Annotated in this window: 26 protein-coding genes; all 26 read left to right on the top strand. The window is 38.3% G+C overall.

What is annotated here, in order from left to right:
* The first annotated feature begins 15 nt into the window (after positions 1-15).
* A complete protein-coding gene (gene miaA / locus P9X27_05720) occupies positions 16-942 on the top strand; it encodes a tRNA (adenosine(37)-N6)-dimethylallyltransferase MiaA (protein ID MDP8253876.1) in 927 nt (308 codons plus the stop codon).
* Positions 939-2,180 carry a GTPase HflX gene (gene hflX / locus P9X27_05715; GenBank protein MDP8253875.1) on the top strand — a complete coding sequence of 414 codons (1,242 nt, stop codon included), beginning with the start codon at positions 939-941 and terminating at the stop codon, positions 2,178-2,180. The genes miaA and hflX overlap by 4 nt, the downstream gene beginning before the upstream one ends.
* 19 nt (positions 2,181-2,199) lie before the next feature.
* Entirely contained in the window at positions 2,200-3,996 is a 1,797-nt protein-coding gene (locus P9X27_05710; protein MDP8253874.1) for an ABC transporter ATP-binding protein, read from the top strand.
* A 15-nt stretch (positions 3,997-4,011) separates the two neighbouring features.
* Positions 4,012-4,617 (top strand): hypothetical protein, encoded by a 606-nt coding sequence (locus tag P9X27_05705; GenBank protein ID MDP8253873.1) that lies wholly within the window; start codon positions 4,012-4,014, stop codon positions 4,615-4,617.
* A gap of 12 nt (positions 4,618-4,629) precedes the next feature.
* Positions 4,630-5,478 (top strand): deoxyribonuclease IV, encoded by an 849-nt coding sequence (locus P9X27_05700; GenBank protein MDP8253872.1) that lies wholly within the window; start codon positions 4,630-4,632, stop codon positions 5,476-5,478.
* Between the two features lie 36 nt (positions 5,479-5,514).
* Positions 5,515-7,971, top strand: coding sequence for a leucine--tRNA ligase (leuS, locus tag P9X27_05695; protein MDP8253871.1), 2,457 nt, complete (start codon positions 5,515-5,517; stop codon positions 7,969-7,971).
* Entirely contained in the window at positions 7,968-8,303 is a 336-nt protein-coding gene (locus tag P9X27_05690; protein MDP8253870.1) for a helix-hairpin-helix domain-containing protein, read from the top strand. The genes leuS and P9X27_05690 overlap by 4 nt, the downstream gene beginning before the upstream one ends.
* 1 nt (position 8,304) lies before the next feature.
* Positions 8,305-9,732, top strand: coding sequence for a ComEC/Rec2 family competence protein (locus P9X27_05685; protein MDP8253869.1), 1,428 nt, complete (start codon positions 8,305-8,307; stop codon positions 9,730-9,732).
* Positions 9,733-9,742: 10 nt separating this feature from the next.
* Complete coding sequence (gene tatA / locus P9X27_05680) at positions 9,743-9,925, top strand: twin-arginine translocase TatA/TatE family subunit (GenBank protein MDP8253868.1); 183 nt, start codon at positions 9,743-9,745, stop codon at positions 9,923-9,925.
* A gap of 10 nt (positions 9,926-9,935) precedes the next feature.
* The gene (tatC, locus tag P9X27_05675) at positions 9,936-10,628 is read left to right on the top strand and encodes a twin-arginine translocase subunit TatC (protein ID MDP8253867.1); all 693 of its coding nucleotides are present in this window, start codon (positions 9,936-9,938) and stop codon (positions 10,626-10,628) included.
* Between the two features lie 10 nt (positions 10,629-10,638).
* The gene (locus P9X27_05670; protein ID MDP8253866.1) at positions 10,639-11,445 is read left to right on the top strand and encodes a GGDEF domain-containing protein; all 807 of its coding nucleotides are present in this window, start codon (positions 10,639-10,641) and stop codon (positions 11,443-11,445) included.
* Positions 11,446-11,464: 19 nt separating this feature from the next.
* The gene (gene queF, locus P9X27_05665) at positions 11,465-11,905 is read left to right on the top strand and encodes a preQ(1) synthase (GenBank protein ID MDP8253865.1); all 441 of its coding nucleotides are present in this window, start codon (positions 11,465-11,467) and stop codon (positions 11,903-11,905) included.
* Between the two features lie 31 nt (positions 11,906-11,936).
* The gene (locus P9X27_05660) at positions 11,937-13,025 is read left to right on the top strand and encodes an AAA family ATPase (protein ID MDP8253864.1); all 1,089 of its coding nucleotides are present in this window, start codon (positions 11,937-11,939) and stop codon (positions 13,023-13,025) included.
* 6 nt (positions 13,026-13,031) lie between these two features.
* Complete coding sequence (locus P9X27_05655) at positions 13,032-14,048, top strand: FAD:protein FMN transferase (GenBank protein MDP8253863.1); 1,017 nt, start codon at positions 13,032-13,034, stop codon at positions 14,046-14,048.
* Entirely contained in the window at positions 14,045-14,686 is a 642-nt protein-coding gene (locus P9X27_05650) for an NAD(P)H-hydrate epimerase (protein MDP8253862.1), read from the top strand. Before P9X27_05655 ends, P9X27_05650 begins: the two co-directional genes overlap by 4 nt.
* A gap of 43 nt (positions 14,687-14,729) precedes the next feature.
* Positions 14,730-15,350 carry a hypothetical protein gene (locus P9X27_05645; protein MDP8253861.1) on the top strand — a complete coding sequence of 207 codons (621 nt, stop codon included), beginning with the start codon at positions 14,730-14,732 and terminating at the stop codon, positions 15,348-15,350.
* A gap of 6 nt (positions 15,351-15,356) precedes the next feature.
* The gene (locus P9X27_05640; protein MDP8253860.1) at positions 15,357-17,762 is read left to right on the top strand and encodes a homocysteine S-methyltransferase family protein; all 2,406 of its coding nucleotides are present in this window, start codon (positions 15,357-15,359) and stop codon (positions 17,760-17,762) included.
* A gap of 78 nt (positions 17,763-17,840) precedes the next feature.
* The gene (locus P9X27_05635) at positions 17,841-18,095 is read left to right on the top strand and encodes a lipoyl domain-containing protein (protein MDP8253859.1); all 255 of its coding nucleotides are present in this window, start codon (positions 17,841-17,843) and stop codon (positions 18,093-18,095) included.
* Positions 18,088-18,570 carry an Lrp/AsnC family transcriptional regulator gene (locus P9X27_05630; protein MDP8253858.1) on the top strand — a complete coding sequence of 161 codons (483 nt, stop codon included), beginning with the start codon at positions 18,088-18,090 and terminating at the stop codon, positions 18,568-18,570. The genes P9X27_05635 and P9X27_05630 overlap by 8 nt, the downstream gene beginning before the upstream one ends.
* Positions 18,567-19,724: an aminotransferase class I/II-fold pyridoxal phosphate-dependent enzyme gene (locus tag P9X27_05625; GenBank protein MDP8253857.1), complete on the top strand. Its 1,158-nt coding sequence runs from the start codon at positions 18,567-18,569 to the stop codon at positions 19,722-19,724. Before P9X27_05630 ends, P9X27_05625 begins: the two co-directional genes overlap by 4 nt.
* Positions 19,725-19,730: 6 nt before the next feature.
* Entirely contained in the window at positions 19,731-20,864 is a 1,134-nt protein-coding gene (locus P9X27_05620; protein ID MDP8253856.1) for a glycosyltransferase, read from the top strand.
* Positions 20,857-21,729, top strand: coding sequence for a lysophospholipid acyltransferase family protein (locus tag P9X27_05615; GenBank protein MDP8253855.1), 873 nt, complete (start codon positions 20,857-20,859; stop codon positions 21,727-21,729). Before P9X27_05620 ends, P9X27_05615 begins: the two co-directional genes overlap by 8 nt.
* 45 nt (positions 21,730-21,774) lie before the next feature.
* Positions 21,775-23,124 (top strand): UDP-glucose/GDP-mannose dehydrogenase family protein, encoded by a 1,350-nt coding sequence (locus P9X27_05610; protein MDP8253854.1) that lies wholly within the window; start codon positions 21,775-21,777, stop codon positions 23,122-23,124.
* Complete coding sequence (locus P9X27_05605) at positions 23,121-23,570, top strand: dTDP-4-dehydrorhamnose 3,5-epimerase family protein (protein ID MDP8253853.1); 450 nt, start codon at positions 23,121-23,123, stop codon at positions 23,568-23,570. The genes P9X27_05610 and P9X27_05605 overlap by 4 nt, the downstream gene beginning before the upstream one ends.
* Positions 23,567-24,439 (top strand): NAD(P)-dependent oxidoreductase, encoded by an 873-nt coding sequence (locus P9X27_05600; GenBank protein MDP8253852.1) that lies wholly within the window; start codon positions 23,567-23,569, stop codon positions 24,437-24,439. Before P9X27_05605 ends, P9X27_05600 begins: the two co-directional genes overlap by 4 nt.
* Positions 24,440-24,457: 18 nt before the next feature.
* Complete coding sequence (locus P9X27_05595) at positions 24,458-25,339, top strand: polyprenyl synthetase family protein (GenBank protein MDP8253851.1); 882 nt, start codon at positions 24,458-24,460, stop codon at positions 25,337-25,339.
* Positions 25,340-25,341 lie beyond the last annotated feature (2 nt).

Below are 25,341 nucleotides of genomic sequence, written 5' to 3'. Positions count from 1 at the left end.
AAAGCATTAAGATTTATGGATAAAAATTCAATAATTGTATTAACAGGTCCCACCGGTATAGGGAAGACAGAAGTTTCACTTGAGCTTTTTAAGTTAATTGACAGAGTAGAGGTGGTCTCTGTTGACTCTATGGCGGTCTATAAAGGTATGGATATTGGAACATCTAAACCCAGAAAGGATATTCAGGCTAAGATTCCACACCATATGATTGATATAGTAGATTATAGTCAGAGCTTTGATGCTGCGGAGTATGTGAGTAGAGCATCAGAGGTTATAACTCAGGTTATATCTAGAGGTAATATTCCTTTTATTGTAGGCGGCTCTGTTATGTATCTCTATTCTCTACTAGACGGTATCTTTAAAGGTCCTTCTTGCAATCATGAGATAAGAGAGAGGCTTATAAAGAGGTCAGAAGATGAGGGGCTGGAGAAGCTTTATGGTGAACTTAAGGAGCTTGACTCTGAAGCTGCTGCTAAGATTCATCAAAATGACTTAAGGAGGATAGTTCGAGCTCTTGAGGTATATTATTTAACCGGAGAGAGAATATCTGCGTTAAAGACAAAAAGAGAAGGAATCTCATCAAAATATGAGATATCCATATATGCTTTATGCGATAAGAGGCTGAGAATATATAGAAGAATAGATCAAAGGGTTGATGGTATGATATCTAGAGGGTTGGTCGATGAAGTATGCGGTTTAATGGATAGAATAAGTTTAACAGCATATCAAGGTGCAGGCTACAAAGAGATTATAGGTCATATCAATGGCGAGTATGGTTTGGATGAGGCCATACGGCTCATTAAACGTAATAGCCGTCGTTTTGCTAAGAGGCAGCTCTCCTGGTTAAGGAGAGATCAGCGTATAAAGTGGATAAATCTCTCAGATTTTGATTCATCTTTTAGTATAGCTGATTTTATTTTTAACGATTTAAAAAATAGATGAAAGAGAATGCTTATATAATTATTGTTGATATAGATAAAAAAGGCTCCTGGAGTCTTAATGAGAAGGCAGATGAGATGAGAGAACTTGTCTTATCGACAGGCTGTAATATCCAAGGCGAAGATGTTGTTAGAGTAAAAAAAGTAAATCCGCATTGTTTTATAGGTAAAGGCAAGATAGAGGAGATAGCTTGTGAGGTTAAAGAATTAGATTCAGATGTTGTGATAATATCTGAAGATCTATCGGCTACACAGCAGCAGAATATAGAAGATGGTCTCGGTGTTAAAATAATAGATAGAACTCAACTTATACTCGATATCTTTTCGCGTCATGCAAGGAGCTCTGAAGGGAAGCTTCAGGTTGAATTGGCCCAGCTTAACTATCTCTCGCCGCGTCTTCGCGGTAAGGGTGTCATGCTATCAAGATTAGGTGGCGGTATTGGAACAAGGGGTCCGGGCGAGAAGAAACTTGAAGTCGATAGGCGAAGAATAAGGAGAAGGATAGAATATTTAAATAAGGATTTAGGAGAGGTCAAGAAAAGAAGAGCATCTTTACGCAAAAAAAGAGAGAGGAACGAGATACCTCTGATAGCACTCATTGGCTATACAAATGCAGGAAAGACTACCCTCTTAAATGCTTTAACATGCTCAAAGCAGGTTTCATCTAATAGTATGTTTACAACGCTTGATCCTGTCTCCCGTGTTTATGTTCTCCCTGGCAAGCAGAAGGTGTTATTTGCAGATACGGTAGGATTTTTAAACGATTTACCGCACCATCTTATAGATGCTTTTAAAGCAACACTTGAAGAGATAGTAGAAGCCGATCTAATTTTACATCTACTGGATATATCAGATCCGCTCTCTGCTAAAAAGAGAGACTCTGTTTATAAGGTTTTAGATGAACTTGATGTTAAGGATAAAAATATTTTAACAGTCTTAAATAAAATAGATAGTCTGAGCAATTTAAATCGAGAAGATCTAAGCTTGAAATACCCCGATTCTATTTTAATATCTGCTTTAAATAAAGACGGCCTGGATTCTCTTATTGAGAGAATAAGTGAAGAGTTTTCATCTCATGAGGCTTATTTAAGTCTATTTTTACCAGAAGATAAGATGGGAGTTCTTAGTTTTATTAATCAAGATAGTATAATTGATAAAAAAGAGATGCCGGGAGGAGTTTACATAAGAGCGAGGGTGAGTTTACTGATAAGAGAGAGAATTTATCAAGAATTATCCCGATAATATGCTATAATCTTAAGCCATGAAGTTATACTTTAAAATTATAAAAATGGCCAAGCCTTACTTAGGTGTGATTGCATCTGCTGTTGTACTTATGATCATCTCTACCTTAACAGATGGAGCATCTCTAAGCATGCTTGCTCCTTTAGCCGATAAGGTTTTAACAAATAAGCCTATAGTTTTGCCGCAGGATAATATTCCCGATTTTATAAATCAGTTGATAGCCAAGGTTAATAGTATACCGCAGATGAAGCTGCTTACCATGCTGGCCATAACATTGTTGGTCCTTGTATGTTTAAAGGGTATTACTTTCTATTTTCAATCTATTTTTATGGAGATTGCCGGGCAGAGGGTCATAAGGGATATAAGGGCAAAGATATTTGAGAAAATTCAATATATGTCTATGGACTTCTTCTCTAAGAGTAGAGTTGGTGATTTGGTGTCCAGGATGACATATGATGTCTATGTAATGCGCCATGTTCTTACTGAAGGTTTAGCTGAGGGTGTATACTATTCTTTTCAGCTGCTGTTATTTGCAAGCATTGTTTTAACTATACATTTTAAGCTGGCCTTAATGGTTCTTGTTGTTATGCCGATAGTCGGTTTTCCGCTCATAAAGATTGGAAAGAGATTACGTAAGATATCTAAGCAGACTCAAGCCAAGATGGGCGACTTAAACTCTAGAATGCAGGAGACCTTTACAGCAATGAACATAGTAAAAGCATTCTCCATGGAAGGAGAAGAGATATCTAGATTTAAACTGCTAAATCAAGATTTCTACAAGCTCATGCTTAAGACCATGCGTAGAACTCTTGTGATAAATCCGGCATCAGAGATTGTAGCTGCTTTTGCAGGTGTCGTGGTTCTTATTGTAGGGGGAAGAGGGGTTATAGCGGGGGAGATGTCTTTTGGTGTATTCATGCTGTTTTTGGCAGGGATGGCAATGTTAATGAAGCCGATAAAGCGCCTTATCAAGGTATATAATTTTAACCAAGTTGCGCTTGCAGCAGGAGAGAGAATATTTGAGCTTTTGGATCAAGAGCCATCTGTTCGTGAAGTCCATGGTGCATCAACACTTGAGATACCTAAAAGAGATGTTGAATATAAAAATGTACGCTTTAGCTACAAAGAAGGAGAAGAGGTTTTAAAGGGTATAGATCTTAAGGTTAAGATGGGTGAGATTGTATGCCTTGTTGGGCCAAGCGGTGTTGGCAAATCGACCCTTGTAAATCTATTACTTAGGTTCTATGATTCAAGTGAAGGAGCTGTTCTAATAGATGGTGTTGATGTAAAGAGCGTAACAATAGATTCACTTAGAAAGCATATCGGTCTTGTTACTCAGGAACCCATTATGTTTAACGACACAATAGCAAACAACATATCTTACGGTGTTAAAAATAAAAGTTTAGACGAAGTAAAAGAGGCTGCGATTGCGGCAAACGCAGATGATTTTATTCAAAAAATTCCCCAAAAGTACAATGCAATGGTAGGTGAGAGAGGAACTAATCTATCAGGTGGCGAGAAGCAGAGATTGGCAATAGCCAGAGCTATTTTGAAGAACCCTCCTATTCTTATAATGGATGAAGCAACAGCCCAGCTTGATGCAGAATCAGAGCTTAAGGTTCAGGAGGCTATACAGAGACTAATAGAGGGCAGGACCGTATTCTTGATAGCCCACCGTATCTCAACTGCAAGAAGGGCTGATAGAATAATAGTTATAGAGGATGGCCGGATAGCGGAAGAAGGGAAGCATGATGAGTTGATTAAAAAAGATGGACTGTATCGTAAGTACTATAAATACCAATATCAGGATGCTTGATCACCTCTTTAAATTATGGGTTTTTTAGGCTGGATTTTAAAAAAACTGTTTCTACTCATTATTATTTTAGGGGTTTTGGCATTTTTCTTTCAGGATACTTTCCTAAAAGTTGCTTTAAACGTAGCAGTTCGTATTAAGACTAATGCTAGAATTAGCATAGAGAATGTCGACTCTAAGATTCATAAAGGCTACATCCGTTTAGGCGGGGTGATGCTGTTAAACCCTAAAGATTTTAGAGAGAAGAGATTTATCGAGATAGACTTGGTTGAATTTGAATTTGAACCGCTATCTTTCATCAAAGGGGACTTTAAGGTAAATAAGTTTTTTATCGATATTGATAAGATATATATAGTTAAGCAGAAAAAAGAAGGGGTAAACTTAGTTAAAATTAGAAAGAAGGGAGCGTCTTCTAAAAATAAGATCCAGAGCAGGTATATAGTTGAAGATTTGAGAATAAAGATATCTTCTATCGTACATAAAGATCTATCTAAAAGGCCTCCGAAGATGAAGAGCATTTTTTTAGGCTTAGAGCAGAAGTATCAGAACGTAAGGAATTTAAAAAAGATTTTAGATATTATTTTAACCCAGGAAGTTTTAAAAGCAACTTATTCCAGCAACTAGCAACTCTTTTCAATGTTAGCCATAGGGGTTCATCTCTCAATATCAAAAGGTCTTCTTAAGGCTCTAGATCAAGCCAAGAGCCTTGACTCTAATGCAATGCAGGTATTTATCCGTAACCCCAGAGGTTATGCTAAAAAGGTATTGGACTCAAATGAGGTTAAAAAGTTTATCGAAAGACGTAAAGAGTATGGGATAGACCCGTTAGTTATACACGGAAGCTATCTTTTAAATATTGCATCTTCAGATGAAAGAATAAGAGATAAGTCGATCTCTGCGATAGTAGAAGACCTTAAGCTTTTATCTCAGGTAGCTGCTGAATATTATGTTTTACATTTTGGTTCAAATCCGGACAAGGTGAAAGGTTTAAACATTATGCGGGAATCTTTAATCGCTATCTTTAAAAGGATTAATTTTAAACCTTTGATATTACTTGAAAATACAGCCGGAGAAGGTGATAAGCTGGGCTGGGAGATAGATGATTTTAAAGATCTTTTAAAGGGGAAGAAAGGAAAGCTTGGAATATGTCTTGATAGCGCTCATCTTTTTGCTTCAGGAGTAGATTTAGGTAATAGTAGAGAGCTGGATGCTTTTTTAATGGAGTTTGATAAAAAGGTTGGGGTAGATAGCATTAAACTGCTGCATCTAAATGACTCTAATACTCCCTGCTGTTCTAAACGAGATCGCCATGCACATATAGGCGAGGGCTTTATTAAGAGCAAAGGCATTAGTAATTTTATTAATCACCCCAAGCTCAAGAGATTACCAATTATACTTGAGACACCTAAGGGTAAAGAAAAAGATGACATCAAAAACTTAAATAAGGTAAAATATCTGAAACGAAATGCCTGCAGGTTTCTTTGAAATCTATACGCCGGCATCAAGAGAAGGGAGAATTTAATGGAGGATTATCAGCCTCAGAGGTTTGAAGAGAGATGGCAGCAGTATTGGCAGGATCAAAGAGTATTTAATGTAGATACTGCAGGCAGGAGTAGAGATAAATATTATTGCCTAGTTATGTTTCCTTATCCGTCGAGCGAGCTTCATGTAGGACATGCCAGGAATTATGTCATAGGTGATGTTGTAGGGCGATATAAGAGCATCCAGGGTTTATCTGTATTAGCACCTATAGGCTGGGATGCGTTTGGTCTTCCGGCTGAAAATCAGGCCATAAAACATAAGATCCACCCTAAGAAGTGGACTCTGTCTAACATAGACAGGATTACTTCTCAACTTAAAAACTGGGGCATAGGTTATGATTGGGAGAGAGAGGTCACATCTTGTAAGTCTGATTATTATCAGTGGACTCAATGGATATTCTTGAAGCTTTATGATAAAGGTCTGGCTTATAAGAAGAAAGCCGCTGTTAATTATTGTCCTTCTTGTAAGACTGTGCTTGCAAATGAGCAGGTCTTGGATGGTAATTGCGAAAGATGTGATTCTTCGGTTCAGGAGAGAGAGATGGAACAATGGTTTTTTAAGATCACAGATTATGTCGAAAGGCTCTTAGGTGACCTTAATGAATTAGAAGAGTGGCCGCAGAGAGTTAAGACTATGCAGAGAAATTGGATCGGTAAATCACACGGTGTTGAGATAGATTTTCCTATAGTCGGAGAAAGCGAGAAGCTGAGTTGTTTTACAACGCGTGTGGATACTATCTTCGGTGCAACTTATTTAGTGCTTGCTCCTGAACACCATGCCATAGAAAGATGGATTGGAAAGGGTGAAGTTGATAATGGTGTTGTTGATTTTATAGAGAGGATAAAAAAAACGGTAAGAAAGTCAAAAGATATTGCCGGCCTAGAGAAAGAAGGCATCTTTACTGGTAAATATGCAATAAACCCTATGACTGATGAGAAGATTCCTGTCTTTTGTGCTAATTATGTTCTAATGGAGTATGGCACAGGTTCTGTCATGGCTGTTCCGGCTCACGATCAGAGAGATTTTGAATTTGCTAAGAAATACGATTTACCTATGCGTGTAGTTGTTGATGATCCTCAAAGCTCTCTTTGCTTAGATCAGATGAACGAGGCTTATGAGAATGAAGGGGTTTTAGTTGACTCTTCTGGCTTTAACGGAATTTTATCAGTTGAGGCAAAGATTAAGATTGCCGAGCATATGGAAGAGAGAGGGGTTGGAAGGCGGCAGGTGCAGTATAAGTTAAGAGATTGGCTGATATCGCGGCAGCGTTACTGGGGAGCTCCTATTCCAATAGTATATTGTGACCTATGCGGTATAGTTCCTGTACCAGAGGAGGATCTACCGGTGCTTTTACCCGAAGATGTTGAGTTTAAGCCGACTGGTGAGTCACCTCTAAAGCTCTGCTCTGATTTTGTTAAAACAGAATGCCCTAAATGTGGAGGGGAAGGAAGGCGTGAGGTTGATACGATGGATACATTTGTTGACTCATCCTGGTATTTCTTGCGCTATATAAGTCCTAAAGACAGAGAGAAAGCCTTTGATGCTGAGTTGGTTAATCACTGGCTTCCTGTTGATCAGTATATAGGAGGGATAGAGCATGCTACGATGCATCTTATATATGCTAGATTTATTACCAAAGTGCTGTTTGATTTAGGTTTTATTGATTTCAAAGAGCCTTTTAAGAGACTCTTTACTCAAGGTATGATTGTAAAGGACGGTGCCAAGATGTCTAAGTCTAAAGGTAATGTTGTAGCCCCTGATAAACTGATAGAAAAATACGGTGTGGATACAATGAGACTCTATATTCTTTTTATCGGGCCCCCCGAGAAGGATGCTGAGTGGTCAGATAAAGGGGTTGAAGGAGCGTATAGATTCTTAAATAGATTTTGGCGTCTATATCAAAGATTAGATGAATATATCCCTTCTGATATAAATAAGGAGAGAGAAAGAGATCTTAACAGGGTATTGAATCTGACAATCAAGAAGATAACAGAGGATATGGAGGGCGGTTTTAAGTTTAACACTGCAATAAGTTCTATTATGGAGCTGGTAAACCAGACTCAATCGGATGTTACAGCCCGGGCCATAAGTAAAGAGCTCTTAGTTGAGGTTCTTGAAAAACTAATCATATTATTGTCGCCTTTTGCACCGCATATAACCGAGGAGCTATGGAAAGAGATTGGAGGGAAGTCTCCTCTGATTAGAGAGGCTATCTGGCCTGAATATAAAGAGGCAGCACTCCTTCAGGAGATTATAGAGATTCCTGTTCAGGTAAACGGTAAGCTGCGAGGTAAGATATCTGTTTCAAATGATGCAGGAGAAGAAGAGATTAGAGGAATCGTGCTTAAAGATGAAAAACTAAAAGAGCGTTTAGCGGGCAAAGAGGTAAAGAAATTTATTGTGATTGGAAAGCAGATAATTAATATTATTGTGTGAAGATTAGTTTGAGCAGGGAAGGAAAATATCTTTTATTCTTTTTGGCATTCTCTTTTTTAATCTATCTTTTTGTCTCTTTTGTAGGTGTTGGAGAGTTTAGATATAACCTGATTTCAGACAGAGCTAAATCAGAGACAGTATTCCCCTTAGATTTAAACGCTGCTTCATATGCTGAACTTATTCAGATTCCCGGCATAGGGCCGAGCTATGCTCAGAGAATAATAGAGTATCGCTACAATAGCGGAGGATTCAAAAGCATTGAAGAGTTGAAAAATGTCAAAGGGGTGGGAGAGAAGAAACTAGAGAAGATGAGACCCTATCTTAAATTATAAGATGCCTCCTTTTTCGTTAAATCTGTTTTTTATTTTAATAAGCTATATCACAGGTATTATAGCTGCTTACTTTTTTGATTTAAATATCTGCACTCTTTTTATTCTTTCAATTCTACTATTGTTAGCTTCGTTGTTTTTTATCAAGAGCAGAGTTTTCCTCTCACTTATATCCTTAGTCTTTATTTTTTTAGGCGCTGTTAATATTGAAATAAAAGAGTTAAGAGGGGATTCTATATCTAGTTTAAAGTATTTGAAAGAGACTAGTGTCGAGGGAGCTGTTACGTCGATTCCATTAAAGAGAGATCAGAGGTTAAGGTTTACTCTATCTTTGCAAAACATCAACGGCAGAGAGACTGGTACTGCTATCCCTATAGAGGTTTATTCTAACTATAGCCCTTTAATAGAACCCGGAGATCTACTATCCCTAACCGGTACTTTTAGAAGTATTAGAGGGGGCAGCTATTTTCTTGCGGATAAAACTGTTAAGCTAAAAGAGTATTTTTCATTCAAAAGGTATATCTATAAAATTAAAAAGTACACATTGATAGCAGTAGATGAACTCTACCCTAGAGAGTATGCACCTTTTATAAAAGCAACAGTAGCTGGAGAGGCTGGCAGTAGTGTCAAAAATTTGCGTAAAGTATTTCAAGAGATTGGAGTTGTTCATATTCTTGCAATAAGCGGACTCCACGTTGGATTATTGTTATTCTTTTTTGGCTTTGTGGTTAAACTACTAGGTATCTATGGAAGGCTTAAGGCTCTTCTCTTAGCAGTAATACTCATCTCCTATATGTTCTTAAGCGGATGTAGGCCTCCTGTTACGCGGGCTACTCTTATGGCTTTAATATATCTTTATTTCTGGTTCCGGGGGTATAAGGTAAATCCTTTTAATCTCTTGATGTCGGCTGCCTTTATAATGCTTCTCTTACAACCTCAAGAGTTATTTGGTCTTAGCTTTCAGCTTTCATTTACTGCTATATCAGGGATCTTTATCATGCTGTATGCTTTTAATGATCAGCTAAGATCTGGATTTAAAGGAAAGGCGATTAGCTACTTCAAGGTTACTTTCGGGGCCTACATATTTGTCCTTCCTCTTATTTGGTATTACTTCAATAGAATCTCCTTGATTGCGCTAGTTGTGAATACTGCTTTTATCATCGTGTTCTCCTATCTTATAAGCTCAGCTTTCTTTGTACTTATACTATACCCTTTGATTCCTTCTCTCTCTCGGGTCCTAGTTCAGAGTGGTTTTCCGGTATTCTATTATCTCTTTAAGATTTTGGATAATCTAGCTGCTCTTCCTTTTGCGTCTTTAGATATGCCTCAAATAAGCATAGCAGGAGCCATCTTTATTTATCTGATCTTTGTCCTGTCTATTCTAGCCTTTCGTGATATAATCAAAAAGAAAAGAGGGTTGTCTAAATCTTAGGAGGTGAGGGATGTTTCGAATGGGTATAGCCGAGATACTAGTAATCCTTTTGATTGTACTGCTTCTCTTTGGAGCTAAGAGGCTGCCTGAGATAGGAAGAGCTCTTGCCAAAACTCTTAGAGAGTTTAGAAAAGAGTCTGAGTGTATTGACTCCGATAAGAGTGAAGAAGAATCGGATGATACTATAAGTTGAGAGGACAAGCTTGACTGTCTTTGATCATCTTGAAGAATTCAGGAGACGGTTTATATATGTTCTCATCTTTTATTTTTTCTCTGTAGTCATCAGCTATTTTTTTGTAAACGATCTCTTGTTGTTCATTCAAAAACCGATAACCAGTTTGATCTATATTCATCCGGCAGAGCTTTTTATTGCCAGAATAAAGATAGCCCTATCTCTGGGAGCATTTGCGGCTTTTTCTTTTCTTCTCTCTCAACTGTACTTATATCTAAAGCCGGCTCTTAAAAAGAGCAGTTTAAGGTCATCTTTTGCCTATATATTCTTTATAGTTCTTTTTTTCTATCTAGGGGTAGTGCTTGGCTACCTGTTGTTTTTGCCCGGTTTTCTTAATTTTTTGCTTAATTTTGAGGCAGGGAATATAAGTGCAATGATAACTGTCAGCAATTACATCTCCTTTCTTTTTATGCTGCTTTTGTCTTTTGGAATCATCTTTATAATCCCGCTTGCTGTTCTTTTTTCTATTAGATCCGGATTGGTGGAGGTTGGAACATTAAAGAAGAGTAGGAAATATATATATCTAGCCAGCTTTATTCTGGCTGCGATCTTGACTCCTCCGGATGTTTTTACTCAGGTCATTCTTGCCCTGCCTTTGATATTTCTTTTTGAATTAAGTATTTTAATTTCTTCATTTTCTGTATATAATAGTTCAAAAAGATGAGGTTATTTTTATGACGCTTATGAAAGAAGATCATTTAACAAAGTTTTATACTAGAGATGAATTTCAACCCTATGTTGATTCTCTTACTGAATCAGAGAAGAATTTTACAGTAGGACTTATAGATTTAAACCATTTTAAGGTTATAAACGATAAATACGGTCATATGTTTGGGGATAGTGTTTTAAGGTATGTCTCTTCGACTATAAAGCTTACATTTGAAGATAGGGGTGTGCTCTTTCGTTACGGGGGAGATGAGTTTGTCGTAGTCTTTCCTGAGCAGGATAAGAAGTATGCTTCGATCTTATTTAGGCTTTGTAATAGAAATCTGAAGAAACGTCCTTTCCTATTTAAAACAAAATTATTAAAGATTAGTGTCAGCTATGGTGTTGCATCTTATCCTCAGGATGCTGTAGATATAGAGTCGCTTGTTCACAAAGCCGATATGGCCATGTATTGCTCTAAAAAGTTGGCCAAAGGCGCTGTAGCGGATATTGCAAAGATAAACATCTATCGAATTCTTATTTTGGGGAAGAAGATTCTCTTCTGGGGAGCATGGATTTCTTTAATCAGCCTTATTGTTTTCAAGCCTTTTAAAATAGGAGTGAAGAGTTTTATTGCTTCAAAGAAAATAGAGCAGAGCGAGGTAGTGCTTAGCTATCCCTGTGAAGTGATTTTTAAAAACGGCTATACCTTAAATGGAGTTTTGGTAGAGAGAGATACTGATACCATTACGCTTCTTATTCCAATGGGTGGGGTTGAAGGCAAGATGAAGGTAGATAAGAGTATAATCCGTAAGTACCGTACTTTTAAGCCTTAGGGCTGTTTAGATCTAAGATATGGTTTATGAGAATAGAGATTCTTCTGACATAGAACAGAAAGCACTTAAAGCGATAGGCGAGACCTTTGATATCTCTGTAGTGGAGTCTTCGATCTTAGTGACTTTTCCTTATGAATATCCTAAGAATATAATAGAGATGGAGCATTCAACGGATGAATTTAGTTGTCTCTGTCCCTTTTCAGGTCTTCCGGACTTTGCAAGAATAAGCTTGATATATGTACCAGGCAAGCTATGTATAGAGCTTAAGTCTTTTAAGTATTATCTCCTAGCATTTAGGCAGGTTAAAATATTCCATGAACATGTAGTTAATAAAATCATGGAAGATCTGGTTAAAATCTTGAATCCTGTTGAGCTAAAAATAGAGGCTATCTTTAATCTTAGGGGTGGGATAGAGACAAAAGCATCGGCGTGCTATAAAAATAAAGATTTAAAAGATTGATAGAGCGCCCTCTTTCTAATATTTGATTTCAATGAAGAAGATATTTATTGCTGCTACAAATCAGAATGGGGGTAAGACTACAGTTGCCTTAGGGCTACTTCTTAACCTCAAGAACCACTTTAAAAGAATAGGATTTATAAAGCCGATAGGGCAGAGATATCTTTTTGAAGAAGGTTATCAAGTAGATGAAGACTCTGTTCTGATAGAGAAGGTGTTTAAGTTTGAGTTTCCTTTGAAGATTCTTAATCCAATTGCGGTTGAGAGAGGGTTTACCGAAAGATACATAGAAAATCCTTACCCTGCTGATATTACGTCTAAGATAGTTGAGTCTTACAATAAGATTGCAGATTCTTCCGATCTTGTGATTATCGAGGGTACCGGCCATGCGGGGGTGGGCTCTGTCTTTGACCATTCCAATGCCAGGGTTGCCAAGATCTTGGATGCAAAGGTTGTGATAGTATCGTCTGGAGGAGTAGGCAAGCCTATAGACGAAATCGTCCTTAATAAAGCTCTCTTTGACAAGGAAGGGGCAGATGTTATTGGTGCTGTTGTGAATAAAGTTTTAAAGGAGAAGTACGAGAAGATCTCCTCTCTTGTAAGTAGAGGGCTTAATAGGCTGGGGGTTGATGAATTAGGCACCATCCCTTATAATCCAATACTATCTGCGCCTACAATGGAGCAGATATCCGATGAGATGGATCTCGGTTTTATCTCCTCTAGAGAAAAAAAAGGAAATGTTGTAGAGAAGATCATAATAGCGGCTATGGAGCCTCATGATGCATTTAGATATATAGGAAGAAATACCTTAATAATAACCCCGGGGGACAGAGAGGATATAGCTATGGCTGCGATTAGATCTTGTTCTATTCCCGATACAAATGACTACAGTATTGCGGGGATCTTGTTGACTGGAGGTATTTTGCCGAGCAAGAAGGTTTTGAACAAGATAGAGAGAGTGGGAATACCGCTCCTTGCCTCAGAGGATGATACTTATACTGTTGCATCTGCTATATATGATTTAAATGTAAAGTTAAGATCAACTGACTACGAGAAGATTAAGTTGGTCAAAGAGATGATCGGTAGATATGTAGATGTAGAAAAGATCCTCAACTCTATTTAGATTCAATTGAAATATTCAGAATTAAAATACTATACCAGAGTGTTATTGTTCATCAGTATAGCCTCTTTAGTTTTTTCTTTAGCGGCCAGAGCTGAAGTTTTATTTCAGCGTGGTTCTGTTATGTCTACTTATTACATGGTTAAGATCGAGGATGATAGAGATAGCCGCCTTTTTGATGCTATTGCCCAGGAACTTAAGAGATTAGAAGGCAAGTTTAGCTATTATAGCGAAGATAGCGAGCTCTCTTCTCTGAATAATTATGGGAGAGAGGGCTATTTTAAGGTATCAGATGAGATGGTTACTGTTATTAGAGATGCTATTAATATAGCCCGTGAATCCGGGGGTTGTTTTGATCCTACGATTGGGCCATTAATGGAACTGTGGGGTTTTAAAAGCAGAAAACCGTCTTTACCTAAAGAGAGAGAGGTTCAGCAAGTCTTATCTTATTTAGGCTGGGAGAATATTGATATTTCAGTTAACAGTGCAATAAGGTTTAAGAATAATAAGGTAAGTATCGATCTCGGGGGAATAGCCAAGGGCTATGCAATAGACTCTATCGTAGATTTACTTAAATCTGATGGGATTAGAAGTGCTCTCGTTGAGATAGGAGGTGATATTTACTGCTTAGGAGATGGGCTAAGTAGAGGTGGCTGGAAAATAGGCGTTCAGGATCCCAAAGAACCTAAGAGCGTGATTGCTAAAATAGATATTAAAGATTCTGCTGTTGCGACCTCTGGAAATTATGAAAGGTTTCTCGATTATAAAGGCGAGCGGTTCTCTCACATTATAGACCCTAGAAGCGGGTTTCCAGTAAAAGGAGATATTTTGAGTGTTACTGTTGTAGCCCCTAGAGCTATTGACGCAGATGGTTGGGCAACAGCTCTCTTTGTGATGGGTTTTGATAAAGGCAGAGAGTCTGTTGAGAGTCAGGATAATATTGAAGCTGTATTTATATCGCAAGGAGAAGGGGATTATGATATCTGGATATCTTCGGGGTTAATTGATAAGGTGGAGGTTTTATGAAGGTAATATCGCTTAAAGAGGCGCAGCGGATTGATAATCGCGCAATATATGAGCTTGGAGTACCTAGAGCTGCTCTTATGGAGAATGCCGGGAGGGGTGCTGCAGAGATTCTGTTAAAAAAAATAAAGGGATTAGGTTCTGTTGTCGTAGTCTCTGGGGCAGGCTATAACGGTGGAGATGGTCTAGTTGCAGCTAGGCATCTGCATATTAATGGCCTAAGAGTGAAACTGTTTTTGGTAGCCAACACGAATAAAGTCAAAAATGAAACATTGGTGCAGCTAAGAGTTCTTGAGGGTTTAGGGCTAAGAGCGAGCAATATAGAGAACGTATCTGATATTAAGCCCTTAAGTCTTGAGATTGCAAGAGCTGATATTTTAATAGATGCATTGATGGGGATAGGTATTAAGGGAGAGATCAGAGAACCGCAGAAGAGCGTTATTGAATTAATAAATAAATCTAAGATAAAAGTTCTCTCTGTAGATATTCCTTCAGGGCTGGATTCCGACTCTGGAATTGTAGGGACTGCGGCAATTAAAGCAGACTGGACAGTTACTTTTAAAGATATCAAGAGAGGTATGGTATCTGGAGAGGGGAGGCGCCATTGCGGAAAAGTCTACGTTAGAGGTATCGGTATTTAAGAGAGGCTATTATTTTTAGCCTAAACTGTTTATAATAGATACTATGCAGAAATTACAATATTTTGATCCTATAAGCATAGATACTCCACGGGAGATTGTCTATAGAAGGTTGGGCTCTAAGCCTGAGATGAATATAGCCTCTCATCAGATTGAAGAGTTTGATGGTTATATTCAAGAGGGACGTTCTAAGATGGAACTTAAAGGGGCCTACTTGAGGCTCCCGGTTAAGAGAAACAGCAGCTCGGTAGTTGAATTTGAAAACGGCCTTAGTGTAAAGAGTAAGCTTCTCTCTTCTCTTATAGGTAATTATAGAGAGGCTCTATTTATGGCTGCAACTGCCGGAGAGAGCATAATGGATGAAATTAAAATTGCTCAAGATGATAATATGACTAAAGCGGTTGTCTTAGATGCTCTGGCATCGGAATCAGTAGAGCTATCCTTAGAATGGATACAGAGATTTTTAAATAGAGAACTCCTAAGAGAGAAGAAACGTCTTATTATGAGGCGTATCTCTTGCGGCTACAGTGATTTTAAAATAGAACATCAGAACGAGATCTATCGCTTGATGAAGCTCAAGAGGCTTAAAATAAAGATCAATGATTATTTTCAGTTGATACCGGAGAAATCGGTAACTGCAGTTACCGCTATAGAGGATATTGGTTAGATTGATATGAAGATAGAGAGCATCTTAAAAAGAAGAGCGCTTATCCTTGATGGTGCCTGCGGCACATCTTTATATGATATGGGTATGCCTTCGGGGGTCTTGCCTGAGATCTGGTGTTTGGAGAATAGAGATGCTCTACGTAAACTGCATAAGAGCTATATAGAGGCAGGGTCTGATGTCATATATAGTGCTACTTTCGGAGCCAATCGAATAAAGCTTGGAGACAAAAAGATTGATATCGTAGGGTTGAATAAGAAACTCGCTCTTATTGCAAAAGATGTTGCCGGCTCTGGTAGGGTTCTTGTTGCAGGTGATATTAGCTCTACAGGTAAATTTGTTAAACCGTTTGGAGAGCTTGATTTTAACCAAGCTGTTGATATATTCAAAGAACAGGTCAAAGGGTTACTTGAAGCAGATGTTGACCTATTTGTAATAGAGACGATGATGGATATTCAGGAAGCACGGGCGGCGTTAATAGCTGTGCGTGAAATGAGCGATAAGTTTACTATCGTTACGATGAGCTATGAAAAGTCTGGCCGGACATTGAACGGAACTGATCCTCTAAGCGCTCTTATTACTTTAGAGAGCTTAGGAGCTTCTGCTGTAGGTGCTAATTGTTCCAGCGGTCCTTTAGATATGAAAAGTGTTATTTTGAAGATGAAGGATTATACTAATCTCCCTCTTGTTGCAAAGCCCAATGCCGGGATGCCTAAAGTCATAGCCGGTGAGACTGTCTTCGATATGTCAGAAGACAGGTTTGCTAAAGCCGGAAAGGATTTGATCTTATCCGGGGTCAGTATTATAGGGGGGTGCTGCGGAACAACATCTCGACATATAGCAGCTTTAAAGAGAGAGCTAAAAGGCCTAAAGCCAGCCTCTAAGAAGTTGCTGCGATATAGTACTTTAAGCTCTGCAGCCTCTAGCTTAGTTTTCGATAAAAATTCCTCTCTGATAGCTGTTGGAGAGAAGATCAATCCTAGCGGTAAGAAGAGGCTGCAGAAGTCAATTTTAGATAAAAATTATTCTCTGATAAGAAATCTTGCCAGAGAACAAGAGCTTAGCGGAGCAAAACTGCTGGATTTAAATGTATCTGTTCTAGGTGCTAATGAGGGAGAGACTATGCTTAGTGCAATATCGGTTTTAGCAGTTAGCTCAAAACTTCCTCTTCTGATTGACTCTTTGGATCCGGATGTGATTGAGGCAGCTTTGCGGTTCTATCCGGGACGCGCTATGGTTAATTCTATATCCGGTGAGAGCGAAAAGTTGAAAAAGCTCCTGCCTGTTATTAAAAAGTATGGAGCTATGTTTATACTCTTACCCTTGACTTCAGTCGGTATCCCTAGGTCTTTTCGAAAAAGAAGAGAGACGATAGATAGGTTAATCAAAAAAGTAAAAGATTTTGGAATTAAAAAAGAGAGCATTGTGGTTGACGGCATTACTTTAGCTGTATCAGCAGAGCCTGAAGCAGGAGTTGAGCTGCTTAAAACCATTGAGTATATAAGTAAAGAGTTAAAGATGAATACGATTATAGGGTTATCCAATATATCATTCGGGCTTCCTAGACGAGATATTATAAATAAGACTTTCCTCTCTTTAGCAGAAGAGAAAGGTTTAAATCTTGCTATCCTAGATTCTTATAAGATCAAGAATAGCCGTAAGAGTAAATATGCTAAAAGTCTTCTCTTGGTTAAAGATAGAGGCGGCAGAGATTTTATAAAACGTTTCTCTAATTCTATTGCTGCCCAACATCCTGTTAGACCAATAAATATTGAGCTAGATTCTGTTGACTTTATCAAAGATAAAATATCCAGGTCTATTATTGAAGGGGATAGAGATTTAATTCTCGAATTGATAAAATCTGCTTTAGCCAAAGGTGTAGCAGCTATAGATATTGTGAATAAGATTATGATTCCTTCAATTAGTACTGTAGGTGAAAGATTTGATAACAAAGAATGCTTCTTACCTCAACTGATATCCAGCGCTGAGGTTGTTAAAAAAGCTTTCTCCATCTTAGAGCCCTACCTTAAGGAGGACAATAGTAAGAGAAGAGCTTTGGTTATGATTGCAACCGTTGAGGGGGATATTCATGATATCGGTAAGAACATAGTAGCCCTTATAATGGGTAATTATGGTTTTAGCGTAATTGATCTAGGTAAGGATGTTTCAGCTAAAATCATAGTGAGAGAGATAAAGAGGTATAAGCCCGATATTGTAGGTTTATCCGCTTTAATGACTACTACTATGGTTAACATGGAGAAGGTTCTGATGTTGGTTCGCAAGGAAAAACTCAAAGTTAAGTTTATGCTTGGAGGCGCTGTTGTAACAGATGGTTATGCAAAAAGCCTTAAAGCTTCCTATGCAAAAGATGCGATTGAAGCAGTAAGAGTTGCAAAGAAGATTTTATCAAAATAACTAAGTCCTAATTATCTTGTATTAATCCCGGCTCTATTGATATAATAATCAGGAATTTTAAAATCAAAGGAGTTTTGGATGGAAAATATTGAGATTAAAGTTCCTAATACTGAAGGTGTAGACAGTTTTACTGTTATATTCTGGCATCGCCAGGAAGGAGACAGAGTAGTTGAAGGAGAAGATCTACTTGAGCTTGCAACAGAGAAGACTACTTTTAATATCACAGCACCTTGCTCAGGTAAGATTATTGCATTAAAATATCCTGAAGGTAGTGTGGTTAATCCGGGTGACTTGATAGCTGTTTTAGAAAAAAGCGAGGTGAAAGATGAATGAAATTTTAAATTTACTTAAGAAGAATTCCAAGTTGTCTTCGGAAGACATTGCAAAGGTGCTCAAGCGTAAAGCCTCTTCAGTTAAGAGTGATATTGAAAAACTGGAGAGAGGCAAGGTAATACTTGGATATAAGGCTATAATAAATGAGGATAAAGTAAAGGGCCTTAAGCCTGTGAGGGCCATCGTTGAAGTTAAAGTGGCCCCCAAGAGGAATCTGGGTTTTGACTATATCGCAGAGAGAATATACAGGTTTCCCGAGGTTAAGACCTGCTATCTTGTCTCTGGAACTTATGAGCTTCTTTTGATGCTTGAGGGTGAGGATATCCAAAAGGTATCTCAGTTTATTGCCGAGAAGCTTGCGCCGCTAGAAGGAGTAAAAGGAACTGTTACTCATTTCTTCCTCAAGAAGTATAAAGAGGAAGGTGTAATATTTGAGTCTAAAGGCGGTAACCATAGAAAGAATATTACTTTATGAGTATAGATATATCCAAAAAATTGAAATCTATTCCACCTTCGGGGATAAGGGAGTTTTTTGATCTTGTTCTTGGAATGGACGATATAATATCTTTAGGAGTAGGCGAGCCTGATTTTGTAACGCCTTGGAATATATCAGAGGCAGCTATCTATGCTCTTGAGAAAGGATATACCTCCTATACCTCTAATCAAGGGATGGAATCTTTGAGGCTTGATATTTCAAACCATCTTAAAAAGAAGTATAAGCTCTCTTATGACCATGAAGACGAGATCTTAATTACTGTCGGGACATCCGAAGGATATGACCTGGCCTTAAGAGCTCTTATTAATCCGGGAGATGAGGTTCTTGTTCCTGAACCATGCTATGTCTCTTATCTGCAGGTTGCAAAGCTTGTCGGAGCAAAACCTAAATATATAGATACAACTGGGCATGGTTTTAAGTTAACACCTCAACTGCTAAAGGATTCTATTACTAAAAAAACAAAATTGTTGGTCTTAAATTATCCTGCTAATCCTACAGGGGTGAGCTACAGGGGGTCAGAACTAAAAGAGCTTGCTCAGATTGTTAAGAAGTATAACTTAGTAGTTTTATCCGATGAGATTTATGGAGATTTGACATATGATTTTAAGCATATTCCTTTTTCGACTCTTCCTGGTATGAAAGAAAGAACTGTGTACATAAACGGGTTTTCTAAGGCCTATGCTATGACAGGTTGGCGTATAGGTTATGCCTGCGGTCCTCCTGAGGTGATTGCGGCTATGTCTAAGATTCATCAATATACCATGCTCTGTGCTCCTATAATGTCTCAGATAGCAGCTTCTGAGGCTCTCTTAAAAGGGGATAATGCCTTAAGGGAGATGAAGAGAGAGTATTTAAGAAGAAGAAATTATGTTATGGAGAGGTTAATTGAACTTGGATTCAGTTTTCCTTATCCAGATGGAGCTTTCTATGTATATGCTTCTCTTTTAGATAAGAACTTTGATGGTAAAAAATTTTCCTATGAGCTGATTAAAGAGAAGAGCGTTGCTGTTGTTCCCGGAGTTGCTTTTGGAAGGCCGGAGAATAATAAGTGTTATATAAGAATATGCTATACCGCTGAATTCGATAAGCTTAAAGAGGCTTTAAATAGAATTGAACAGTTTCTTAAGGAGTAGAGAGAGTTGAGCCCTCGTCGTATTCTTATTCTCTATATGACCAATAAGTCAGGCCATCATCATGCTGCATTGGCATTGCAGGAAGCCATAATTGAATTAGATAGCAGCATAGAGGTCAATTGCGTCAATGCTTTTAGTTATACCAATCCCGTGCTCAATAAAATTACACACACTACCTATATGCAGATTATAAGAAGGAGCCCTGAGGTCTGGGGATATCTTTATGATAACCCTGATGTAGTTAGGCGTTCTCGAAACCTTAAAAAGATGATCCACAAATATAGCTCTAGAAAGCTTATTAATCTTTTTTCGGAGTTTAATCCGGATGTTGTTGTCTGTACTCAGGCATTTCCTTGCGGCATGGTTGCAGATTTAAAGAAATATAAGAAGATAGATATACCTATTGTAGGTGTAACCACAGATTATGTGACCCATTCTTTCTGGTATTATGACAGTGTAGACTCTTATATTGTATCTGATGAATCTACAAAAGATCAGATGGTCAAAAATGGCATAAAAGAAGAGCGTGTTAAGGTCTATGGAATACCGATTTCGCCTCGATTTATGAGGTCAGTGGATAGAGATAAAGTTTTCAAAGAGCTGGGTTTAGAGCCAGATTTACCGGTTGTAGTTGTTATGGGTGGAGGTAGAGGTTTAGGGAGAATAAAACAGGTTGTTTACTCTCTCGCTAAAACGCAAAAGAGATTTCAGATAGTTGCTATCTGCGGCGTGAATAAGAAGCTGCATCGCTATCTTAAGATAAAATCAAGACGGTTAAATAGGTTTAAACCATTTAAGGTCTTTGATTACGTTGAGCATATGGATTGGATTATGTCTGTTGCTGATATATTAATATCAAAGCCCGGAGGAATAACCACTGCCGAAGCTTTAGCTAAAGGGCTGCCGATGATAATATTTAATCCGATACCTGGCCAGGAGATAAGCAATACAGAGTTTTTGCTCAAGAGCGGTGCGGCAATAAGATGTGATCGGATAGCAGATATAGGTATTCTTGTTGAAGAACTGCTTCAGGTGAGCAATAAGCTCTCTATTATGTCGGATTCAGCTCGGGGGTCGGGATTTCCGGACTCTTCTTTAAAGATCTCAAGGGAGATACTCAATCTGATAGGATATGTCTAGGATCGTTATAAAGATTTTCTATCTTTTTTTTATAAATCTACTTAAACTTTTGCCGCGTTCATTTGCTATAGAGCTTGCTCAGATGCTCTCTCTCTTATACTATCTTTTTGCCAGAAAAAAAGTGGCTGTAGTACGCGATAATCTCAAAGTTGTTATGGGTCCTAGCTTTAAAGAAGCTTCCACTAGAAGGCTTTTCAAGAATTTCTCATTCTATTTGGTTGATTTTATGAGAGTTAGATCTAGAGGTAAAGAATTTTTTAAGAATTATTTAAAGATTGAGGGAAGAGAGGTAGTAGATGAATCTTTCAAAGCTTCCTCTAATGGTGTTTTAGGATTAGGTATGCACCTTGGTAATTGGGAATTTTCCGGAGGACATTTATCTTATCTTGATTATTCTGTTGCGGCTGTTGCGCTGGATCATTCTATAGAATATGTAGATAGGTTCTTCAAGCGGCAGAGAAAGAGGCTTGGAATTGAAGAACTTCCTTTTAAGAACTCCTTTAATGTCTGTCTTAAGAGACTCAAGGAGGGCAGTATTGTTGGTCTTCTAAGCGACCGTGATTTTACTGGAAACTCTATAAAAGGCAGGCTTTTTGGTAGGGATTGTTATTTTCCAAAAGCCCCCTTTTTAATCTCTTTACGTGCTCAAGTCCCTATTCTTATTATAGTTACAGTTAGAGACGGCTTGGGTTATAAAAGCATAATCAAAGGACCGTTTACCTATGAGAGTTTTACCCTTAATGAGATGCATAGAATTATAGCTGATATCAACAGGGCTATAGAGGGGTATCTTAGAGATTATCCTGAGCAGTGGTTTTTCTTTCAGAGATTCTGGGAGAAGCCTGAAGATGTTGTTATTCTTTGATTTTTTGGTATAATATTAGTCTAATTTCAAAAACAGGATTAAGCTATGAAACTAAAAGATAAGCTTGATGTATCAGTTATAGGTTCTGGCTATGTAGGTCTGGTTACAGGTGTAGCTTTAGCTGAGCTGGGTCACAATGTTCTCTGTATGGATGTAGATAGGCTCAAGATAGCAGAGATTGAAAAAGGTAAGATTCCGATATATGAGCCGGGACTGGAAGAGTTACTTCTAAAAAATCAAGAGGAAGGCCGTCTTAGATTCAGCAGTTCACTTAAAGAGGCGGTTGACCATGGTCTGATAATATTTATAGCCGTAGGCACCCCACCTAAATCTAATGGTGAAGCTGATTTAAGTTATGTTGAAAACGTTGCCAGAGAGATTGCAGTTAATATGGACTCTTACCGTTTGATAGTTGAAAAATCGACTGTACCAGTTGAGACAGGTGAAAAGGTAAGGCAGGCCATGCAGCTCTATATCAAAGGTGAAGTTGATTTTGATGTTGCATCGAACCCAGAATTTTTAAGAGAGGGTTCAGCGGTGGCTGATTTTCTGCATCCCGATAGAATAGTTATCGGGGTAGATAGCCAAAAGGCCAGAGACCTGCTGTTCTGTCTCTATAGTTCGCTGGCAGCACCTATTATTGTTACCGACATTAAGAGCGCCGAGCTTATCAAGCATGCCTCTAATTCATTCCTGGCTCTTAAGATCTCTTTTATAAATGCGGTATCTAGGATATCTGAGATGGTTGGAGCAGATATTGATAAAATTGCAGAAGGCATGGGTATGGACAAGAGAATAGGAGATAGGTTCTTAAAGGCCGGCATTGGCTATGGCGGCAGCTGTTTTCCTAAAGATGTCGATGCATTTATCCATATCTCTGAAGTGTTGGGCTATGATTTTAATCTACTTAAAGAAGTGAGAAAAATAAATGAAGAACAACGTCAACTTGTCTTAAAAAAAATAAAGGAAGGACTTTGGATACTAAAAGATAAGAAAATTGTTCTCTGGGGGGTATCTTTTAAGCCTCAGACAGATGATGTAAGAGGTGCTCCGGCAATAGACATTATAGAGGCTTTACTTAAAGAAGGTGCTAGAGTTGCAGTTGTTGACCCTCAAGCGCTGGAGAATCTAAGGGAAGTATTTAAAGGTAGAATAAGCTATGTCGCTGATAAGTATGAAGCGGCTAAAGGTGCAGATTGCATTCTACTTACAACAGAGTGGGATGATTTTAAAGATGTTGATTTCAAAAAATTAAAAGAGATTATGAATCTTGCTTTTATCGTTGATGGAAGAAACCTCTATAAACATTTAGAACTTGATCGCTATGGTTTCTTGTATCTTCCTTTCGGCAGTTCCGCATTGGGTAAACCTGTTGGAGGCAAGAAAAACCTATGATAGATGGCGTTGATATCAAGAGGTTGAATTGGTTTAAGAATGAGAAGGGAAGATTGATTGAGATTTTAAGAAGCGATGATGATATTTTTGATAAGTTCGGCCAGGCCTATCTAAGCACTATCAATCCAGGTGTTATAAAAGGTTGGCATCTGCACTATAATCAGGCCGATAATATCTGCTGTGTCCAAGGCAGTGTTAAGCTTGTACTTAAAGACAACAGAGAGGGCTCTAGGACATATGGAGCTATAGAGGATTTTATTCTTAGCGGAGTTAACTCTTCTCTTATTAGAATACCGCCTGGAGTCTACCATGGCTTGCAATGTTTAGGCTCTAGGGAGGCTTATATTTTTAACCTGACAGACTCTCTCTATCAAAAAGAAGATCCTGACGAAGAAATAGTTGACTTAGATGATATCGAATATAGCTGGGAGGCGTTAAAGATATGAAGGTTTTGCTTACGGGGGCAAGCGGTTTATTGGGTGGTTATTTAGTCTCAGAGTTAAAAGATGATTACGAGCTTGTTCTGATATCACACCAGAAAGAGGTTCTAGGGGTAGATTGTGATATAACTGACGAGTCGGCAGTTGAGAGGATTTTTGACTCTCATAGCCCTGAAATTGTCATACATGCCGCAGCTATATCTGACGTTGATTTTTGCCATAATAATCCTGGTATAGCCCATAGTGTTAATGCAATCGGAACCTTGAATCTCGCATACCATAGTTCTAAATCTGACGCAACCTTTGTTTATATAAGTACAGACTATGTTTTCAATGGCGATAAGCACTCTCCTTATACAGAAGAAGATGAGCCCCACCCTGAGACTATTTATGGGGAGACTAAATATGCAGGAGAGCATTTTGTAAGCTATTTTTCAGAAAAATACTACACTCTAAGAACAGGCTTACTCTATGGGGATAACAATGACCCACTAAGAGATATCTGCAGCAGGCTGAAGTCTTCTTTAGGGGTTGATGTAGCAGATAACCAGTTTATTTCTCCTACTTATGCTCTTGATTTTGCGCGCTGCCTAAAGGAGTTTTTATCAAAGGTAATGGTTGGTGAAGGGGGCAGCGGTATAGCTTACGGGATCTACCACCTCGCAAATAAAGGAGAACTGAGCAGGTATGAGTTAGCTCTTAAGGTTGCAGAGATCTGTAATTTAGAGAGTATTTTTATAAAGCCTTTTAAGCTGAGCGAGATATCTATAACTGTAAAACGTCCGGAATATTCGGTTTTAAGTGTTGATAAATTTGAAAGAGCTACGGGCTTAGAGGTGAGGCCTTGTGTTGAAGCTCTTGTTGAATATCTATAAAAGGTGCGAGGTGACTATATGAATATCAAGGTATATTTAAAGCAGAGAAAAGAGCTTGTCGATGAGTACATTAAGTATGTTTTTCCAATTCATGATCAGCCTGAGAAGATTCATGAGGCATTGTGGTTCTCCATGTTTGAAGGCGGCAAGAGGATAAGGCCTATCATTATGCTTGCTATAGCCGATTTAGCCGGAGTAGGTCTTGAAAGGGTACTCAATGCAGCAGCTGGAATCGAAATGATTCACTCCAGTACTCTTATACTCGATGATCTACCTTCTATGGATGATGCTTTGATTAGACGCGGTAAACCAGCTTTGCATAAAGTCTATGGGGAGTCGACCGCTATCTTAACAGCCAATATTCTTATGCTTGACGGGCTCAAGCTAATAACAGAAGATCTTATAAAATCATTGGAAGACAGGGAGAGACTCTTAGAGATAAATCAAGATGTTTTTGAAGAGATAGGTAAGGAGGGTGTAATGCTGGGGCAGTTTTTAGATCTCTCTTTCTCTGGTAAGAGTGTAAACAAGAGAGAGATAGAGGAGATTCACAGGAGAAAAACTTCCTCTCTTTTTATTCTCTCTTCCAAGGTGGCTGCATTGCTCTGCGGCTTCAAGCAAGATCAAGTTACTGCGTTAGTAAACTATGCTGAATCTTTCGGCATGGTATTTCAAATAAGCGATGATCTCTTGGCTCTTGAGGGCGCAACGTCAAAGACTGGCAAATTCTCTCTTAGAAACGATGTGAGTCCAAATTACATATCTGCAATAGGTGAGAAGGAGTCCAGGAAGAAGATGAATGATTGCACTAAGAAGGCTATCTCTAATATTAAGGTTTTTAAAAAAGAAGGAGAAGCTTTAATAGAGTTGGTTAAACTTCTTAAAGGAAGGAGTGCTTAGGA

Source organism: Candidatus Kaelpia aquatica, assembly GCA_030765335.1.
Lineage (GTDB): Bacteria > Omnitrophota > Gorgyraeia > Kaelpiales > Kaelpiaceae > Kaelpia > Kaelpia aquatica.
This window is presented reverse-complemented; position numbering and strand designations above follow the sequence as displayed.

Bases quoted from the DNA above. Each gene is read 5' to 3' on its own strand.
- leuS (MDP8253871.1), top strand. From the start codon at position 5,515: ATGGAGGATTATCAGCCTCAGAGGTTTGAAGAGAGATGGCAGCAGTAT.
- P9X27_05660 (MDP8253864.1), top strand. From the start codon at position 11,937: ATGAAGAAGATATTTATTGCTGCTACAAATCAGAATGGGGGTAAGACT.
- P9X27_05625 (MDP8253857.1), top strand. From the start codon at position 18,567: ATGAGTATAGATATATCCAAAAAATTGAAATCTATTCCACCTTCGGGG.
- P9X27_05605 (MDP8253853.1), top strand. From the start codon at position 23,121: ATGATAGATGGCGTTGATATCAAGAGGTTGAATTGGTTTAAGAATGAG.
- P9X27_05610 (MDP8253854.1), top strand. From the start codon at position 21,775: ATGAAACTAAAAGATAAGCTTGATGTATCAGTTATAGGTTCTGGCTAT.
- P9X27_05710 (MDP8253874.1), top strand. From the start codon at position 2,200: ATGAAGTTATACTTTAAAATTATAAAAATGGCCAAGCCTTACTTAGGT.
- P9X27_05615 (MDP8253855.1), top strand. From the start codon at position 20,857: ATGTCTAGGATCGTTATAAAGATTTTCTATCTTTTTTTTATAAATCTA.
- P9X27_05670 (MDP8253866.1), top strand. From the start codon at position 10,639: ATGACGCTTATGAAAGAAGATCATTTAACAAAGTTTTATACTAGAGAT.
- queF (MDP8253865.1), top strand. From the start codon at position 11,465: ATGGTTTATGAGAATAGAGATTCTTCTGACATAGAACAGAAAGCACTT.
- P9X27_05595 (MDP8253851.1), top strand. From the start codon at position 24,458: ATGAATATCAAGGTATATTTAAAGCAGAGAAAAGAGCTTGTCGATGAG.
- miaA (MDP8253876.1), top strand. From the start codon at position 16: ATGGATAAAAATTCAATAATTGTATTAACAGGTCCCACCGGTATAGGG.
- P9X27_05705 (MDP8253873.1), top strand. From the start codon at position 4,012: ATGGGTTTTTTAGGCTGGATTTTAAAAAAACTGTTTCTACTCATTATT.
- P9X27_05600 (MDP8253852.1), top strand. From the start codon at position 23,567: ATGAAGGTTTTGCTTACGGGGGCAAGCGGTTTATTGGGTGGTTATTTA.
- P9X27_05630 (MDP8253858.1), top strand. From the start codon at position 18,088: ATGAATGAAATTTTAAATTTACTTAAGAAGAATTCCAAGTTGTCTTCG.
- P9X27_05700 (MDP8253872.1), top strand. From the start codon at position 4,630: ATGTTAGCCATAGGGGTTCATCTCTCAATATCAAAAGGTCTTCTTAAG.
- P9X27_05640 (MDP8253860.1), top strand. From the start codon at position 15,357: ATGAAGATAGAGAGCATCTTAAAAAGAAGAGCGCTTATCCTTGATGGT.
- P9X27_05635 (MDP8253859.1), top strand. From the start codon at position 17,841: ATGGAAAATATTGAGATTAAAGTTCCTAATACTGAAGGTGTAGACAGT.
- P9X27_05685 (MDP8253869.1), top strand. From the start codon at position 8,305: ATGCCTCCTTTTTCGTTAAATCTGTTTTTTATTTTAATAAGCTATATC.
- P9X27_05650 (MDP8253862.1), top strand. From the start codon at position 14,045: ATGAAGGTAATATCGCTTAAAGAGGCGCAGCGGATTGATAATCGCGCA.
- P9X27_05645 (MDP8253861.1), top strand. From the start codon at position 14,730: ATGCAGAAATTACAATATTTTGATCCTATAAGCATAGATACTCCACGG.
- hflX (MDP8253875.1), top strand. From the start codon at position 939: ATGAAAGAGAATGCTTATATAATTATTGTTGATATAGATAAAAAAGGC.
- tatA (MDP8253868.1), top strand. From the start codon at position 9,743: ATGTTTCGAATGGGTATAGCCGAGATACTAGTAATCCTTTTGATTGTA.